This window comes from Paraburkholderia sp. CNPSo 3281, from assembly GCF_024206515.1.
Lineage (GTDB): Bacteria > Pseudomonadota > Gammaproteobacteria > Burkholderiales > Burkholderiaceae > Paraburkholderia > Paraburkholderia nodosa.
Genome location: NZ_JAMBPS010000052.1, coordinates 39,853 through 54,574, shown reverse-complemented (window position 1 = coordinate 54,574; position 14,722 = coordinate 39,853). Strand labels below are relative to the sequence as shown.

The following is a 14,722-nucleotide window of genomic DNA, read 5'->3' as shown; positions in this document are numbered from 1 at the left end:
GCCGATGCCGCCCGCCGCGAGCACGGGCCGCCCCCCCGCCACGGCCACAATTTGCGGCACGAGCGAGAAGGTGCCGATCGGGCCGGTGTGGCCGCCCGCATCCGCGCCCTGGGCGACGAGCGCATCGACACCGAGCGCGAGCGCCTTTTGCGCGTGGCGCGGCGAGCCGACGAGCGAGATCGTGTACTTGCCCGCGGCTTTCGCACGCGCGATCAGCTCAGACCGGATGCCGCTCGCCGTCGCCACGGCACGCGCCTTCGACGCGAGCACGGCATCGATCTGCGCATCGAAGAGCGCCTCGCTGCGCACCTGCGTCGTGAAGAAGCTCGGCCGCGTGGGGGCGGCGAGTCCGAAGCGCTCGCGCAATACCGCAACGAATTCGACGTGCGCGGCCGGCAACCCGGCGCGCACGCCGCCGATATCGGCATGCTCGGGCACGCCGGCGGGCAGCATCAGGTCGATGCCATACGGCTTGCCCGCGAGTCTTTTCTCGAGCTGAGCGATGATCGGCGCTATGTCTTCGGGCATCTCGCGCGCGAGGCCTAGCACGCCAAACCCGCCGGCTTCGGCGAGCGCGACGATCACATCGGACGAATGCGAAAAGCCGAACACCGGGTAGTGCGCGCCGAGTTCGCGGCAGATGGCGGTGGGACCGAGTCGGATCATGAGGCGTCTCCAATGGGCTGGCGTTGCGCTGCGTGCCTACTCGGCGCTCTGATGCAGCTGGTGATGGCGCGCGTCGTGCAATGGCGCACGCAGCGTCAGCTTCGCGATGTTGAGCTCGTGAATCTGCGACGTGCCCTCGTAGAGCCGGAACAACCGCACGTCGCGATAGAGACGCTCGACGGCGTTGTCGGCAACGTACCCGCTGCCGCCATAGACCTGCACGGCGCGATCCGCCACGCGTCCGCACATTTCCGAGGCGAACAGCTTGCACATGGAAGCCGCCATCGTCACGTCCTCGCCGCGGTCCCGCGCGCTGGCTGTCTGCAGCACGAGAGCGCGCGCCGCGTGAATATCGGTGTTGCTTTGCGCGATGAGCTGCTGCACGAGCTGGAATTCGGCGATCGGCTTGCCGAACTGTTCGCGCGCCTTCGCATGGGCCAGCATCTCGTCGAGCAGGCGGATCGCCGGCCCCACGCACAGCCCCGCCAGGTTGATGCGCTGCTTGTTGAGCGCCTTCATCGCGCTCCTGAAGCCGCGCCCGGGCTCGCCGCCGAGCACTGCCGACGCGCTCACGCGGCAATCCTGCAAATGCACTTCGCCCACCGGCGACCCGCGCTGCCCCATCATGCGATAGCCGGCCGAGGTCGTCAGCCCCGGCGTGCCGCGTTCGATCAGGAATGCTGAGATTCCGCCCGCACCTGGATCGTCCGGATTCGTGCGCGCGAACACGGTGAACAGGTCGGCGATCGGTGCGTTCGTGATGTAGCGCTTGCTGTCGTTGAGCACATAGTCGTCGCCTTCGCGGCGCGCCGTGGTGGTGAGCGCGGTGGCGTCCGAGCCCGCGTCGGGCTCGGTCAGCGCGAAACAGCCCGTGATTTCGCCGCTCGCGAGACGCGGCAGATAGCGGCGCTTCTGCTCCTCGGTGCCGTCGGCGATCAGCGCCTCGGAGCCGATGCCGGTATTGCCGCCAAAGCGCGCACGGAAGGTCGGCGCAGCCTGGGAAACGACCATGTTGACGCACGCGAGCTCTTCGGTCGTGAGGCCCGCGCCGCCGTATGCCTCAGGAATGCTGTGGCCAAAGAGACCCAGTTCGCGCATGCGTGCGACAAGCGTTTCGGGCAGCACGTCGGTGCGGTCGATTTCCGCCTCGAGCGGAATGCACTCGTCAAGCACGAAGCGGTAGAGCTGCGTGAGCAGGCGGTTCAGGCGTGCGGCGTCGCGAATCATGGAGTCTCCTGTTGGTGGTTGCGTGCGTTCGGTATCAGCGCGGCCCCGCTGCCGCGCTCGCATCCGTCACACCGCAAGCGCGCTCGATGCGCAGCGCCGCTTCGAGCAGCAGCGGCGCGACCGTGCGCTCGATCCAGTCGTCGGCGAGACGGCGGCTCACGATCGTGCAGTTGAGCGCGATGCGTTCGTCGTCGGGCGGCTGGCGCACCGGCACGGCGATGGCGTGAATATCGCGGACCCAGTCGCCGCGGCTCAGCGTGTAGCCACGCGCGGCGAAGGCGGCCTGGTCGGCGTCCCACAGCGGCCAGTCGGCGGCGTAGCGTTCGGGGTCGTCGAGGCGCAGGCGGTTGAGCACGGCCTCGCGCTCCTTCGCGCCCTCGCCGATCAGCAGCGCGCGCCCGATCGACGTGGCCAGCAGCGGCCGCGTGCTGCCGATGTCGGGTTGCGCGTTGTTGTCGCGCCCCGGGCGGCAGGTATCGACGTAGACCACGTTCAGCCGGTCGCGCATGCCGAGGTTCACGGAGCAGCGCGTCTCACGTGCGAGCTTTTCCATATAGGGCCGCGCAATCTGCCGGATCTGCATGGCGGCGAGCATCGGATAGCCCAGTGTCAGCACACCGGCACCGAGCCGGTAGCGCTGGTACTTCTCGCTGCGGTTCAGATAGCCGAGCAGCGTCAGGGTGTAAGTGAGCCGTGAGATGGTGGCCTTGGGCAGCCCCGTGCGGTCGGCCAGTTCGCGGTTGCCGAGCATCGGCTCGGCCGGCGTGAACGCGCGCAGCACCTGCAGGCCGCGCGCGAGGTTGATCGCGAACTGGCGGTCGGTCGATTCGGCGTCGGGCGGCGCGGGCAAGAGCGGTTCGCCAGCGCGCGGCACATGCACACCGTCCTCGCCGTGCACGGCAGCGGCATCCGGCCGGCTCGTGCGGCGCCGCACGCCGCCGGAGGGCGTGGCGCGGCTTTCGGTGACGGATGACGTGGGCGTTTGCATCTGCGTAGTCGGGCGTCGAGGCGGGTTGGGCGATCTGGAATTAGACGAACTCATGGTCGATAAACGCCTTCCGGGGGTCAAGAAAATCAGCATAGTGTTTCGCTCTGCAGTACGCCAGTTGAACGCAGGCGCGTCTCTCGCCTACTGTTGCGGGCAGACAATTCTCATTCGGCACGAGGAGACACGATGCTCACGGACAGCGCTCTCGCCACCGCCACCGGCGCGCCAGAAGACACGCCACAAGGCCAGCAAGCAGGGCCACTTGCCGGCGTGCGCATACTCGACCTCTCGACGGTCGTGGCCGGTCCGTTCGGCGCCACGCTGTGCGCCGATCTCGGCGCTGACGTCACGAAGATCGAGTTGCCCGACGGCAGCGACGCGCTGCGCAAGCTGCAGCCCGTCAAGGACGATATTTCGCTCTACTGGAAAGTGACGAACCGCGGCAAGCGCGGCATCACGCTCGATGTACGCAAGGCCGAGGGGCGCGCGCTGCTGCTGCGGCTCGCGGCGCAGGCGGACGTGCTCGTCGAGAACTTCCGCGCGGGCAAGCTCGAGGAATGGGGGCTCGACTTCGAGACGCTGCACGCGGCCAATCCGCGCCTCGTCGTGCTGCGTCTGACCGGGTTCGGCCAGACCGGCCCGTACCGGCAGCGCGGCGGCTTCGCGCGTATCTTCGAGGCCATGAGCGGCCTCACGCAACTCACCGGCGAAACGAACGGTGCGCCGCTGCACATGAACTTCCCGATGGGCGATACGGTAGCGGGCCTGTTCGCCGCGTTCGCTATCGCCGCGGAGATGGTGCGGATGCGCTCGGACCCGGCCGCACGCGGTGTGGAGATCGATCTTTCGGCCACCGAGGCGCTCTTTCGCATGCTGGAGCCGCTCGCGGTGGAGCGCGAACAGCTCGGGCTCGTGCGCGGCCACCACGGCAACCGCGCGACCTATACCGCGCCCTCGAACATGTATCGCAGTGCCGACGGCGTGATGGTCTCGCTCGTGGCGTCGTCGCAACCCATCTTCCGGCGGCTGTGCGCGGCGCTCGAGCTTCACGACGTGCCTGACGACGCGCGCTTCGTCGACAACGTGAGCCGCGTGGCGCACGCGGCGGAACTCGACGCGCGTCTCGAAAAGGTTTTCGCCGCACTGCCCTTCGCCTTGCTAACTACGCGTCTGACCGAGGCCGGCGTGCCGCACACGAAGATCTACACCATCGACGACATCGCCGCGGACCCGCATTTCATCGCACGCGAGACGATCATTCGTCTGCCCGATGCGGATCTGGGCTCGGTGCCGGCGCCCTGCGTGGTGCCGCGCGTGAAGGGGCGGCCTGCGGGCGTGCCGCACAGCGGGCCGGCGCTCGGCGAGCATAACGAAGCGGTGTACGGCGCGCTGGGTCTGAGCGCCGAAGCACTCGCGCAACTGCGGCGCGACAAGGTGATTTGAGTTGGCCTGCACGGCGCAGACGTTCAGCCGCGGCTGCCCGCCGTGGGAATCTGCGGCGGCGCGCCCTCGGGGCCCGCCGTCGGCGGCGGTGCGGGCCGCGGCTCGTGCGAGGCGTCGCGCGCAACGCCGCCAGCCGCGTGCACGCCAGGCGGATGCGGATGACCATGCGCCGCGCCGTGCGGCTCCTCGACATCGCCGCTGCGCGTGGACATGTGCACCTGCATCTGCGGCACCGGCATCTCGATGCCGGCTTCGTCCATGTGGCGCTTCAGGCGCGCATTGAATGCACGCGCCACGCTCCACTGCTGCAGCGGCCGGGTCTTGATCTGCCCTTTCACGACCATCCAGTTCGGGTCGAACCGGTCGAGCCCCCACACTTCCACGGGCCCGAGTATCTCGCGGCGATAGCGGAAGTCGGCCACGAGTTCCGCGCCGGTCTCGCGAATCATACGCGTGACCGTATCGAGATCGACCGAGAACGGCACGCGCACTTCGAACACGGCAAACGCGAAGTCGCGCGAGAGGTTCTTCACGATCTTGATCTGCGAGAACGGAATCGCGTGGATCGCGCCCTGCCCGTCGCGCAGCCGCACGGTGCGGATCGACAGATGCTCGACCGTGCCCGCATGGCCGTTGTCGATGTCGATCCAGTCGCCTACCGAAATTGTCTCCTCGATGATGATGAAAAGACCGGTGATGAGATCGGCTACGAGCGACTGCGCGCCAAAGCCGATGGCAAGACCGATCACGCCCGCGCCGGCGAGCAGCGGCGTGACGTTGATGCCGAGATTCGCCGCGGTGACGATGCCGGTGATGGTGAGGATCGTCACGAGCACCGCGTTGCGAACGAGCGGCAGCATGGTGCGCGCGCGCGTGCTGGGCGCGCGGCCCTTGGTGCGCGGACCGCTTGGATTGAGCGCTTCGAGAATCGCGGTATCGACCGTAATCCACACGAGCCACGCGAGAAACACGGTCGACACGATCGCGAAGATGGCGTGCGCGATGCCGCGCGCGGCCACGCTCGCCTCGATGATCGCGGCGAGCGAAATGTCCCAGAGGCGCGCGCACGATTCGAAATACGCGAACCAGATGAACACCACGAGCAGCGTGCCGGCAAAGCGCAACAGGCGCCGCAGATACGGCGAGCTCCGCCGCACGCGCGCGGGGTTCGGGCGCGTGATGCGCAGCACGACCGCCGAGAGGAAGAACGCGAGCACGAGCAGGAGCGCGGAGACCACGGAGATCTGCAGCACGTCGTCGCGGCTGCCGATACCGCCGAACGTGGCGACGATCGAAGCGCCGGCGAGCAGCAGCATCGGCAGTTGCCAGAGCGAAGCGAGCACGTCGAGGACTTCGGTGAGCGCCTTGTGACCGTGGCGCAGCGAATAGCTGCGGTTGCGGATGAGATGCGCGACCGGCCGCCTAAAGCCGATCGCGAACACCGCCGTCAGCACGGCCGCCGCCATGTTCGCGGCAGTGCTCACCAGTGCGGCCAGGTTCGCGCCCAACTGGCGCGCGACTTCGAAATTGGTCGCGGCGTCGCCAAGCGCGGCCAGCACGCCGATCGCAAAGAGCAGCCGGCGCGAGCGCGCGATCAGCAGGCGCACGGCCGCGCGCCGGTGGCCCGAGCCGAACAGCGAAAACATGATCAGGCAGATCGACGAGAACACCGCGCCCGCGACGATCGCGTAGGCGATCACGAGGGCGAGCGTGCGCCCGAGCGCGTCCGGTAGCGAGCGCTCGACCACGAGCGCGCCGACGAACGCCACGATCCATGGCGCCGCGCGATGCACGACGAAAATCAGCAGATCGGTGGTGCGTGGATCGGGCCGCAGGCCGGTCTCGACATCGAAACGCCTGAGCAGGCGCCGCTCGATCCAGCGCAGCACCGCGGCGCACGCGCCCCAGCCGGCCAGCATGGCGAACAGATCGAACACAATACGGCCGAGGCTTTCGCCCTCGCCGCCCGAGGCGATGTCGTAAAGCTCGATGCCGGCTGCCCTGAAGCGCCCCGCCCAGTAGTGAAACGGACTGCGGCCGCGGCGCGCGTCCGCCTCGACCGAAGCGAGCCCGGATGCGATCGCGCCCAGCAGCCCCGAGGTCGCCGCCGCGCCCGAAGCGGGCGCGGGCGCCACGTTTTGCGATGCGCTGCGCAGCTTCTTGAGCTGATTCAGGAGCGCGGTGCGCTGGCGCTCGTTGTCGAGCGTGGTAATGACGCTGTCGAGCGAGCGCGTGAACTCAGCCTGGCTCGCCGGTGACGGCGCCGAGGCTGCCTCGGCCGCCGAAGCCCCCGAGGCAGCCGCCGGCGCCCCGGTGATGATGCTCTTGAGCACGGGCAGCACAGGTGCCGGCACGGCTTGGGCGGCGGCCCGCAGCGGCATGGCGAGGCACGCCGCGAGGCATGCGAGGAGCATGAGCGCGCGAACGAGCGCACGAACACACCAGCGTGCCGGCGCGGCGCGCGAAAGTAGTGCACGATCCGCCGGGTAGAAGCGCATGCGCGACGGCCCGGCGCCCGCGCCATCGCGTCCGATGCTGGAATTCATGGCGGAGGGGCAAAAACAGGACGTTCCAGTTTAGCCGCACTCCGCCTCGCCGCGCCTCGCGCGTGCGTAACAGTTTGTCAGCGCGCAGGGGGCGCCGCTTCGCGCCTCAGTAGGCCGCCGTTGTGATCTGACGAATGAAGCGGCCCTGCTCCAGCTCGTCGACGAAGGCGATCGCGTAGTCCTCGGCCGAAATGCGGCTCTCGCCCTTCGCATCGGCGATCAGCGTATTGGCGCCAGTACGGAACGTGCCCGTGCGCTCGCCGGGAGCGATGATCGCGGCCGGCGCGAAGAAGGTCCAGTCGATGTCGGTGACCGTGCGGTAGTAGTCGAACGCCTCGCGATGGGCGAGCGCGATCGCCTTGTAGGCGTCGGGGAAGCCTTCGGTATCGACGAGCTGCTTGCCGGGCGCCACCTCCAGCGAGCCGGCGCCGCCCACCACCACGAGACGCTTGAGCCCCGCGGCGCGCACGCCTTCCACGAGCGCGCGGCTCGCGACCAGCAGGTCGCCGAGCTGATCTTTGGGCGGCGCGTAGGCGCTCGCCACCACATCGTGGCCGCGCACCGCGGCGGCGACGCTCGCCGCGTCGAGCAGATCGGCCTTCGCCGCGTGGACGTTCGGTGCGGCCGCCACGCGCTCGGGCTGGCGCACCAGCGCGCTCACCTGGTGGCCGCGGCGCGCCGCTTCGGCGGCGATGCGCGAGCCGACCATGCCCGTTGCGCCAAAGAGGGCGATTTTCAGTGTCTTGCTCATGAACTGACTCCTGTTTTCCGTATTTATGTAACTAATGAAGTTACATTTCAGGGGTGAAAAAACGGGGCAATGCCCCGCTGATGAATCTGGCAGCGCGCGTTCCGCTCAGGCTCGCCGCGCCCGCGCGCGTTCGAGCTTGCGCTCGCTGCGCTCCATGTCGTCGACGACGTCCGCGAGCGTGCGGGTGGCGAGCGACGCCTCCATGGCGCGCTGTGCGTCGTCGATCACCCCGCGCAGCGTCTGCTGGATATGACGCCCGACGAGGCACGCCGGATTCGGCTCCTCGCGGTGCATGGCGAACAACTGCGCGTCGTCTACCGCATGGTAGACGTCGAGCAGCGTGATCGCCTGCGCTTCGCGCGCCAGCAGCGCGCCTCCGCCCGCGCCCAGTTGCGACGTCGTGAGGCCCGCGCTGGCAAGCATCGACAGGAGCCGGCGAATCAGCGCGGGATTCGTGTTCACGCTGCCCGCGATGATCTCCGACGACAGCGGCACGCCCTCCTGCTGCGCCAGTAGCGCGAGCACGTGAACGGCAAAAGCGAAACGGCTACTCGTATTCACGGCGAACCTGCCACTGCTGAGCGGCGCGCGAATGGATCGAGCCATCGGCGCCAAAAAGTGTAACCATCGTAATTACATTAATTCAGAGCGTCAAGCCGGCAGCCGCAGCCTGCACGGCTGCGGCATTACTTCGAGGCATCCGATGCCGGCGCCGACGCGGCGGCGTTGCTCGCCCAGCGTTGCAACGAGTGCCCCGCATTCGTCAAACCGGTGCCGGTGGTCGCGGCGGCCTGCCCGAGCAAGGCTTGCGCCGTGCTTGCCGCGCCGCGCAACTGGCCCTGCGCCGCCGAAGCCAGCTCAGCCGTGGATGCGCTCGCCTGCTGACCTTGCGAGGCCGCGGAATCGAGCTTCTGCTGCGCCACACCGAGCTGCTGATTGACGAAGCTCGCGGCCTTGCCGAGCGTTTGCGCCGCCTGCTGCGCGGCCTGGTTGGCGGCGTCCTGCGTAGCCTGCTTTACGGCGTCGGCGGACTGCTTGCCCAGATCGGGCGCGTCGTGCTTGTTACAGCCGGCGGCGAACGCCGCACACACGAGCAGGGAGGCAAGCGCCAGCCTTTGCGTCGAAACCTTCGAATACATGGTCATCCTGAAAAATTCGCCGCATGAAGCGGCTTGCATAGATGAAAACGCGGCAATGATACGCCGTCGCGCAACACCGATTCCGACGAAATGAGCGAAAAGCCCGCGCGCTCGAAGACCGGCCGCGACACGGCGCTCGCATCGGCGCTCAATACCGTCGAGCGCGCCTCGCGCGCGAGCGCTTCGAGCCGCGCCAGCAACGCCGTCGCGAGGCCGCGGCGCGACCATGCCGGCGCGACGTAAAGCCACTCGACGTGATCGAGCGGAAAGAGCTGCCCGAACGCCGCTGCCGCGCCGTCACAGTGCGCCACGAGCGTGACGCCGCGTGAAAGGCGCGCGTCGAAGTCCGCGAGATCGTCGGCGGCCGCGGCCCACGCGCTGCACTGCGCCGCGTCGTAGCGCGAGGCCGCGAGCGTGGTCACGGACGCGCGAAACAAGACGGCCAGCGCGCTCGCATCGCGGCCCGGCACGTAGCAACGCCAGTCGATGGTTTGCAGTGCGTCGCCCGCGACGCCGTGCTTTGCGAAATCGTCAAACATGATGGAGTAGACTGCCCACGCGCACGATCTGTTCCACCGTCCACCTCTGGAGACAAACGATGGCCGTCAAGAAGATCCTGTTCCTCACCGGCGATTTTGCCGAAGACTATGAAACGATGGTGCCGTTCCAGGCGCTGCAGGCCGTCGGCCACCGCGTCGACGCGGTGTGCCCGGGCAAGAAGGCCGGCGAGCGCGTGAAGACCGCCATCCACGACTTCGAGGGCGACCAGACTTACACCGAAAAGCCGGGGCACCAGTTCGCGCTCAACGCGACCTTCGACGAAATCGACGCCGCCAGCTACGACGCGCTCGCCATCGCAGGGGGGCGCGCGCCCGAATACCTGCGCCTCGACCCGAAGGTCATCGAGATGGTGCGTCACTTCGCCCAGGCGAACAAGCCCATCGCGGCGATCTGCCATGCGGCCCAGCTGCTCGCCGCGGCCGAGGTGATCCGCGGCAAGCGCATTTCGGCCTATCCGGCCTGCGCGCCCGAGGTGCGGCTCGCGGGCGGCGAATACGCCGACATCGCCATCGACAGCGCCGTGACGGACGCCCCCTTCGTCACCGCGCCGGCGTGGCCCGCTCATCCCGAATGGCTGCGCCAGTTCCTCGCGCTCCTCGGCACACGCATCGAGCCGTGAGCGAGCGCTGATCCAGTCGCGCGTCGCCCCTGTTTCGCACGGGGCGCGGCGCGCGCCGACCGCCAATTCGGACTGGTCCGATATCACTGCACCGCGCCGCTGGCCAGAATAGCCGCCAATTGTTCTGGAGTGCGGAGTGCGTGTCGTGGAACTAACGGACTGGCTGGTGATACTCGCGATCGCCCTGGCGGCGATCCTCTTTTTTTGCAGCCGCAGCGGCCGCAAAGGCAGCTTGACCGACCGGGCGCGCCACGTGCACGGCACGCGTCTGCTCCTGCTGGGGGCGTTTGCGCTGTGGGCAGCCCTGCTCATGCTCGTGCGCAGCTTCGTCTTGCCGCTCGGCGAGCCGTTCGGCATCGCCGTCAGTCATCACACCATGCTGGCCATTTCGCTGGCGCTCGCCGGCGTGGGCACCATCTGGACATTTCGCGCGAGCCGCCTGCTCAAGCCGCGCCGCATCTTCAGCGCGTGCTGAGCGCATCGCGAGTGCGCTTGCCCGGAAGCGTCACTGGAAGTGTCTAAGCGCCTGTCGGCGGTCGCAACGCCGTCGCGGACGCCGCCCGCAACTCGCTTCGCACGCTCCCCTTCGCGTTCGCGCCACCCGAGCCATCGCTCGCAGCATATTCCGCAGGGCCACCAGGCGAAGCTTCCGAACGCTCCGCGCGTTCGAGCGCGCTGATGATCTGCTCCGCGTCGCCGGGCAAAGGCGGCGCGACCGCAAGCGCATCGGGCAGCGACAGATAGAACGTCGTCCCCTCGCCTTCCGTCGACTCCACCCACACGCGTCCACCGTGCCGCTCGACCACGCGGCGCACGAGCGCGAGCCCGATGCCCTCGCCCGGCGTCATGTTGCCGTGCATGCGCTGGAACGCCTGAAAGAGCCGCGGCAAGCCCACCTCGGGAATGCCGAGCCCGTTGTCGCGCACATAGAAAATCTGCAGCGACTCCACGCCCGGCGGCGCATGAGCCGTGCCGATCTCGACGCGCCCGTCGCGCGCCGGATCGAGATAGTTGAGCGCGTTGCCGATCAGGTTTGCAAACACCTGCTCGAGCGCCGTCGGGTCGCCCCATACGTCGGGCAGCGTTTGCACGCTCACCTGCGCACCGCGTGCGCGAATCGACGCGTGCATCGCGTCGACCACGCGCTGCACGAGCTCCTGCACGCTCACGCGCTGTCGCCGGTACTCCACGCGTCCCACGCGCGCGAGCCGCAGCAGCGCGTCGATGATGTGCGATGCGCGCAGCACGGCCGTTTGCAGATAGCGCAGCGCCTCGCCGATATCCTCGGTGATGGTGCGCTCGATGCGCGCGCGCGCCTGCGGTGAAAGCGAAGAATGCGCGATGCGCTCGCGCAGGTCGTTGCACGCGTGATTGAGCTCGCGCGAGAAGCCCTGCAGGTTCACGAGCGGCGCGCGCAGATCGTGCGACACGCCGTGGATGAACATCTCGTTTTCCTGAGTCTGCTGGCGCAGGTTTTCGTTGATGCGCGCGAGCTGGTCCGCGCGCCGCGCGAGGTCGGCCTGAAAACCGAGGCGCAGCCGCTCGGCCTCGATCAGTCGCTGGCTGATCTGGTGCAGCGTGAGGTCGAGTTCGGCAATTTCGTCGTTGCCCGCCGTGAGCGGTGCGAGCGGTTCGTTTGCGGCCAGCCGGTTGGCGTTGTCGGAAAGCGCGTCGAGCCGCCCGCGCACACCGCGCGCAAACACCCAGACGGCGAGCGCGACCAGCACGATCGAGCCGAGCACGGCCGTCATCACGAGGGTCTGCTGCTGGGCGCGCGCCGCTTCGGCGGCGGACACCCGCAATACGTCGAGGCGGCGCTCCTCGGTCTGGAGCGAGACGATCTGCGTGCGCACGCGGTCGAGGACGTCGGCAGCCATGAGCGCGCGAAAGCGCTCGGCGAGGTCGGCGCGGCGGCCCGAGCGCAGCAGGTCCTGCACGCGGTCCGACCATTGGCGATAGTTCTGCACGGCGTGGCGAATCTGCACGGCGCGCTCGACCTGCGAGGGATTATCGGCGACGAGATCGACAAGCCGGTCGATGCGGCGGTCCACGTCCATCCACATCGAAACCGGTGTGGAGTAGCTCATGTCGTTGGCCGCCACCGCACCGCGCAGCTTGACCGACTCGACCAGTACCGGTTCGAGCACGCGCGACGCCTGCGCCAGCACCGCCTGGCTGTGCTGGCCCCAGCGCTCCGCGGCGGCGGCGTCGGTCTCGGCCTTCACGATGGCCGACAGCAAGCTCAGTTCGAAGACGGCGGGAATCGCGATCAGCAGAAGCCCTTTGGTCGTGAGGCGCATTGCGTGGCGGGTACCGGGCGACCGGACGTGCGTGAGGTGGCAATCTGGCCATTATGTCGGCGTTTGCGCCCTATGTGCGCCCGAAGTTTGCCCTCACGAAAACGTGAAATCATTTCGTTTTGCCGACAATTCATTGATATAGAAAGGACAATCGAAATAAACGCCCTATTCTGGCGCGCGATTTCCCCACCTTTGCGCGCAGGCCCCGAGATTGTGCCGAAACGTGGTGCATGCGCCCCAGATACCAGCCCCCAGACCGACGACACGGTACTGACTATTTTTCCGCATCGGTGCACGACCGCACCGGCTTGACGCCTGTTGCGGCCGCAAATTCACCAGTTTGGCGCTGAAGCTGGCCCGCATCTTGCTGACTATGCGCCCATTTTGGGCAAACTGGGTACGCCAGATGGACAATCTAAAAACCGGTACCGACACGCTATTTCTGCTACTGGGCGCCGCCATGGTGCTCGCCATGCATGCGGGGTTCGCGTTTCTCGAACTCGGCACCGTGCGCAAGAAGAACCAGGTCAATGCGCTCGTGAAGATCCTCGTCGATTTTTCGATTTCGACGATCGCCTACTTCTTCATCGGCTATACGCTCGCCTACGGCGTGCAGTTCTTCTCGCACGCCGACGTGCTCGCCGAGCACAATGGCTACGCGCTCGTGCGCTTCTTCTTCCTGCTCACCTTCGCGGCGGCCATTCCGGCCATCGTGTCGGGCGGTATCGCCGAGCGCTCGAAGTTCAATCCGCAGCTGTTCGCGACCTTCGTGATCGTCGGCTTCATCTATCCGTTCTTCGAGGGGATGGTGTGGAACAACCGCCTCGGTTTCGAGGATGCGATGACGCACGGGTTCGGCGTGCCGTTTCATGACTTCGCGGGCTCGGTGGTCGTCCACGCGTTCGGCGGCTGGATCGCGCTGCCGGCCGTGCTGCTGCTCGGGCCACGCCACGGCCGCTATACGCGCGACGGCCGTATCGCCGCGCATCCGCCTTCGAACATCCCGTTCCTCGCGCTCGGCGCATGGGTGCTCGCGGTGGGCTGGTTCGGCTTCAACGTGATGAGCGCGCAGACCATCGACAAGATCAGCGGTCTCGTCGCCGTCAACTCGCTCATGGCGATGGTGGGCGGCACGCTCGCCGCGTGGTTCGCGGGCCGCAACGATCCGGGCTTCACGTACAACGGGCCGCTCGCGGGGCTCGTGGCCGTGTGCGCGGGCTCGGACATCATGCATCCGCTCGGCGCGCTCGTGACGGGGGCGGTCGCCGGCGCGCTGTTCGTCTATATGTTCACCTGCGTGCAGAACCGCTGGCGCATCGACGACGTGCTCGGCGTGTGGCCGCTGCACGGCCTGTGCGGCGCGTGGGGCGGCATCGCCGCGGGCATTTTCGGCCAGCACTGGCTCGGCGGGCTCGGCGGCGTCTCGCTCGGCGCGCAGATCGTCGGCACGCTTGCGGGCATCGTGATCGCCTTCCTTGGCGGCCTCGTGGTGTACGGCCTGCTGCGCAAATTCGTCGGCCTGCGCATCGATCGCGAACAGGAATTCAACGGCACCGACCTGTCGATCCACAAGATCACGGCCACGCCGGAACGCGAAACGGTTTCCTGACCGGCGCGCAAGACGCTCATGCGGGCGGCGCCCTGCCGCCCGCACTCCGTACGCATCACTCACGGGCCATCAAAGCTGGCCCATGCCCCCGGCGACGATCACCTCGGTGCCGATCATGAAGGCCGACTCGGCGGCGCTCAGATGCAGCACGGTCGAGGCGATCTCCTGCGCCGTCGCAAAGCGCTTGAGCGGCACCAGCCCACGAATCGATTCCTCGGCCGCCGCGAGCGCGGCGGCGTCCATGCCGAACTTGTTGTAGAGCGGCGTCTTCACGGGACCTGGGCTCACCACGTTCACGCGAATGCCGCGCGGCAGCAGTTCGGCCGAGAGCGTCTTCGCGAACGAGATCAGCGCGGCCTTGCTCGCCGCATATACCGACGACGTGGGCATGCCGATATGCGCGTTGATCGAGCCGTTGAGCACGATGGCCGCACCGTCGTTCAGCACCGGCAGGAGCGACTGAATCTGGAAGTACGCGCCCTTCACGTTGGTGTCGAAGGTGACGTCCCAGAGCGCTTCGTCCACTTGCTCGAACGGCGCGAGCTTCGCCACGCCCGCGTTGATGAACACCGCGTCGAGGCGCAGGCCGGCGTCGCGCACGGCGGCGGCCAGCTCGCGCGCGCCGGTGATCGAGGCCGCGTCGTTGCGCCACGCGTGCGCGTTCGGGCCGAGCGCGCGCCGCGCGGCTTCGAGGCCGGCTTCGTCGCGGCCCGTGACGATGACGTGCGCGCCTTCGGCGGCATAGGCTTGCGCGGCAGCGAGGCCGATGCCGCTGGTTCCGCCGGTGACGAGGACAGTTTTGTTTGCAAAGCGGTTCATGACGTTCTCCTTGGAGGGGATAGTCTCGATCTGAGACTGTGATGCCATATTGCC

General features: G+C 67.9%; 14 protein-coding genes. 4 read left to right on the top strand and 10 right to left on the bottom strand.

Annotated features, from left to right (window positions below; genetic code table 11):
* From M3I56_RS32820 to M3I56_RS32810, 3 genes are all read right to left on the bottom strand, one after another.
* Nucleotides 1-666 (bottom strand): nitronate monooxygenase (locus tag M3I56_RS32820; RefSeq protein WP_254357544.1); only part of this gene is annotated, 666 nt, incomplete at its 3' end.
* A 36-nt stretch (nucleotides 667-702) separates the two neighbouring features.
* Nucleotides 703-1,893 (bottom strand): acyl-CoA dehydrogenase family protein, encoded by a 1,191-nt coding sequence (locus tag M3I56_RS32815; RefSeq protein ID WP_254357543.1) that lies wholly within the window; start codon nucleotides 1,891-1,893, stop codon nucleotides 703-705.
* Nucleotides 1,894-1,927: 34 nt separating this feature from the next.
* Nucleotides 1,928-2,881, bottom strand: coding sequence for an IclR family transcriptional regulator (locus M3I56_RS32810; RefSeq protein ID WP_254357542.1), 954 nt, complete (start codon nucleotides 2,879-2,881; stop codon nucleotides 1,928-1,930).
* A gap of 186 nt (nucleotides 2,882-3,067) precedes the next feature.
* Between M3I56_RS32810 and M3I56_RS32805 the strand changes: the two genes are divergently transcribed.
* Nucleotides 3,068-4,324: a CaiB/BaiF CoA-transferase family protein gene (locus M3I56_RS32805; protein WP_254357541.1), complete on the top strand. Its 1,257-nt coding sequence runs from the start codon at nucleotides 3,068-3,070 to the stop codon at nucleotides 4,322-4,324.
* A 23-nt stretch (nucleotides 4,325-4,347) separates the two neighbouring features.
* Here M3I56_RS32805 and M3I56_RS32800 read toward each other — a convergent pair whose 3' ends face one another.
* The 5 genes from M3I56_RS32800 to M3I56_RS32780 form a co-directional block, all read right to left on the bottom strand.
* Nucleotides 4,348-6,870 carry a mechanosensitive ion channel family protein gene (locus M3I56_RS32800; RefSeq protein ID WP_375541828.1) on the bottom strand — a complete coding sequence of 841 codons (2,523 nt, stop codon included), beginning with the start codon at nucleotides 6,868-6,870 and terminating at the stop codon, nucleotides 4,348-4,350.
* Nucleotides 6,871-6,976: 106 nt separating this feature from the next.
* Nucleotides 6,977-7,621: an NAD(P)-dependent oxidoreductase gene (locus M3I56_RS32795; protein ID WP_028204794.1), complete on the bottom strand. Its 645-nt coding sequence runs from the start codon at nucleotides 7,619-7,621 to the stop codon at nucleotides 6,977-6,979.
* Nucleotides 7,622-7,726: 105 nt separating this feature from the next.
* Nucleotides 7,727-8,182 (bottom strand): Rrf2 family transcriptional regulator, encoded by a 456-nt coding sequence (locus M3I56_RS32790; RefSeq protein WP_254357540.1) that lies wholly within the window; start codon nucleotides 8,180-8,182, stop codon nucleotides 7,727-7,729.
* 125 nt (nucleotides 8,183-8,307) lie between these two features.
* Entirely contained in the window at nucleotides 8,308-8,760 is a 453-nt protein-coding gene (locus M3I56_RS32785; RefSeq protein ID WP_254357539.1) for a hypothetical protein, read from the bottom strand.
* A gap of 2 nt (nucleotides 8,761-8,762) precedes the next feature.
* Complete coding sequence (locus tag M3I56_RS32780; RefSeq protein WP_254357538.1) at nucleotides 8,763-9,299, bottom strand: GNAT family N-acetyltransferase; 537 nt, start codon at nucleotides 9,297-9,299, stop codon at nucleotides 8,763-8,765.
* Between the two features lie 59 nt (nucleotides 9,300-9,358).
* On the opposite strand from M3I56_RS32780, the gene M3I56_RS32775 reads away from it, so the two are divergent.
* Together M3I56_RS32775 and M3I56_RS32770 are read left to right on the top strand one after the other, a co-directional pair.
* Complete coding sequence (locus M3I56_RS32775) at nucleotides 9,359-9,940, top strand: DJ-1/PfpI family protein (protein WP_028204790.1); 582 nt, start codon at nucleotides 9,359-9,361, stop codon at nucleotides 9,938-9,940.
* Between the two features lie 145 nt (nucleotides 9,941-10,085).
* On the top strand, nucleotides 10,086-10,415 hold the full coding sequence (locus M3I56_RS32770) for a hypothetical protein (RefSeq protein ID WP_254357537.1): 330 nt from the start codon (nucleotides 10,086-10,088) through the stop codon (nucleotides 10,413-10,415).
* A gap of 43 nt (nucleotides 10,416-10,458) precedes the next feature.
* Here the strand turns inward: M3I56_RS32770 and M3I56_RS32765 are convergent, their stop codons facing one another.
* Nucleotides 10,459-12,240 (bottom strand): ATP-binding protein, encoded by a 1,782-nt coding sequence (locus tag M3I56_RS32765; protein WP_254357536.1) that lies wholly within the window; start codon nucleotides 12,238-12,240, stop codon nucleotides 10,459-10,461.
* 406 nt (nucleotides 12,241-12,646) lie between these two features.
* Here M3I56_RS32765 and M3I56_RS32760 point away from each other — a divergent pair, with 406 nt between their 5' ends.
* Complete coding sequence (locus M3I56_RS32760; protein WP_254357535.1) at nucleotides 12,647-13,849, top strand: ammonium transporter; 1,203 nt, start codon at nucleotides 12,647-12,649, stop codon at nucleotides 13,847-13,849.
* A gap of 69 nt (nucleotides 13,850-13,918) precedes the next feature.
* Here the strand turns inward: M3I56_RS32760 and M3I56_RS32755 are convergent, their stop codons facing one another.
* Nucleotides 13,919-14,668, bottom strand: a complete 750-nt coding sequence (locus M3I56_RS32755) for an SDR family oxidoreductase (protein WP_254357534.1) — start codon at nucleotides 14,666-14,668, stop codon at nucleotides 13,919-13,921.
* Between the last annotated feature and the right edge of the window lie 54 nt (nucleotides 14,669-14,722).

Bases quoted from the DNA above. Each gene is read 5' to 3' on its own strand.
- M3I56_RS32815 (WP_254357543.1), bottom strand. From the start codon at position 1,893: ATGATTCGCGACGCCGCACGCCTGAACCGCCTGCTCACGCAGCTCTAC.
- M3I56_RS32810 (WP_254357542.1), bottom strand. From the start codon at position 2,881: ATGCAAACGCCCACGTCATCCGTCACCGAAAGCCGCGCCACGCCCTCC.
- M3I56_RS32805 (WP_254357541.1), top strand. From the start codon at position 3,068: ATGCTCACGGACAGCGCTCTCGCCACCGCCACCGGCGCGCCAGAAGAC.
- M3I56_RS32800 (WP_375541828.1), bottom strand. From the start codon at position 6,870: ATGAATTCCAGCATCGGACGCGATGGCGCGGGCGCCGGGCCGTCGCGC.
- M3I56_RS32795 (WP_028204794.1), bottom strand. From the start codon at position 7,621: ATGAGCAAGACACTGAAAATCGCCCTCTTTGGCGCAACGGGCATGGTC.
- M3I56_RS32785 (WP_254357539.1), bottom strand. From the start codon at position 8,760: ATGTATTCGAAGGTTTCGACGCAAAGGCTGGCGCTTGCCTCCCTGCTC.
- M3I56_RS32780 (WP_254357538.1), bottom strand. From the start codon at position 9,299: ATGTTTGACGATTTCGCAAAGCACGGCGTCGCGGGCGACGCACTGCAA.
- M3I56_RS32775 (WP_028204790.1), top strand. From the start codon at position 9,359: ATGGCCGTCAAGAAGATCCTGTTCCTCACCGGCGATTTTGCCGAAGAC.
- M3I56_RS32765 (WP_254357536.1), bottom strand. From the start codon at position 12,240: ATGCGCCTCACGACCAAAGGGCTTCTGCTGATCGCGATTCCCGCCGTC.
- M3I56_RS32760 (WP_254357535.1), top strand. From the start codon at position 12,647: ATGGACAATCTAAAAACCGGTACCGACACGCTATTTCTGCTACTGGGC.
- M3I56_RS32755 (WP_254357534.1), bottom strand. From the start codon at position 14,668: ATGAACCGCTTTGCAAACAAAACTGTCCTCGTCACCGGCGGAACCAGC.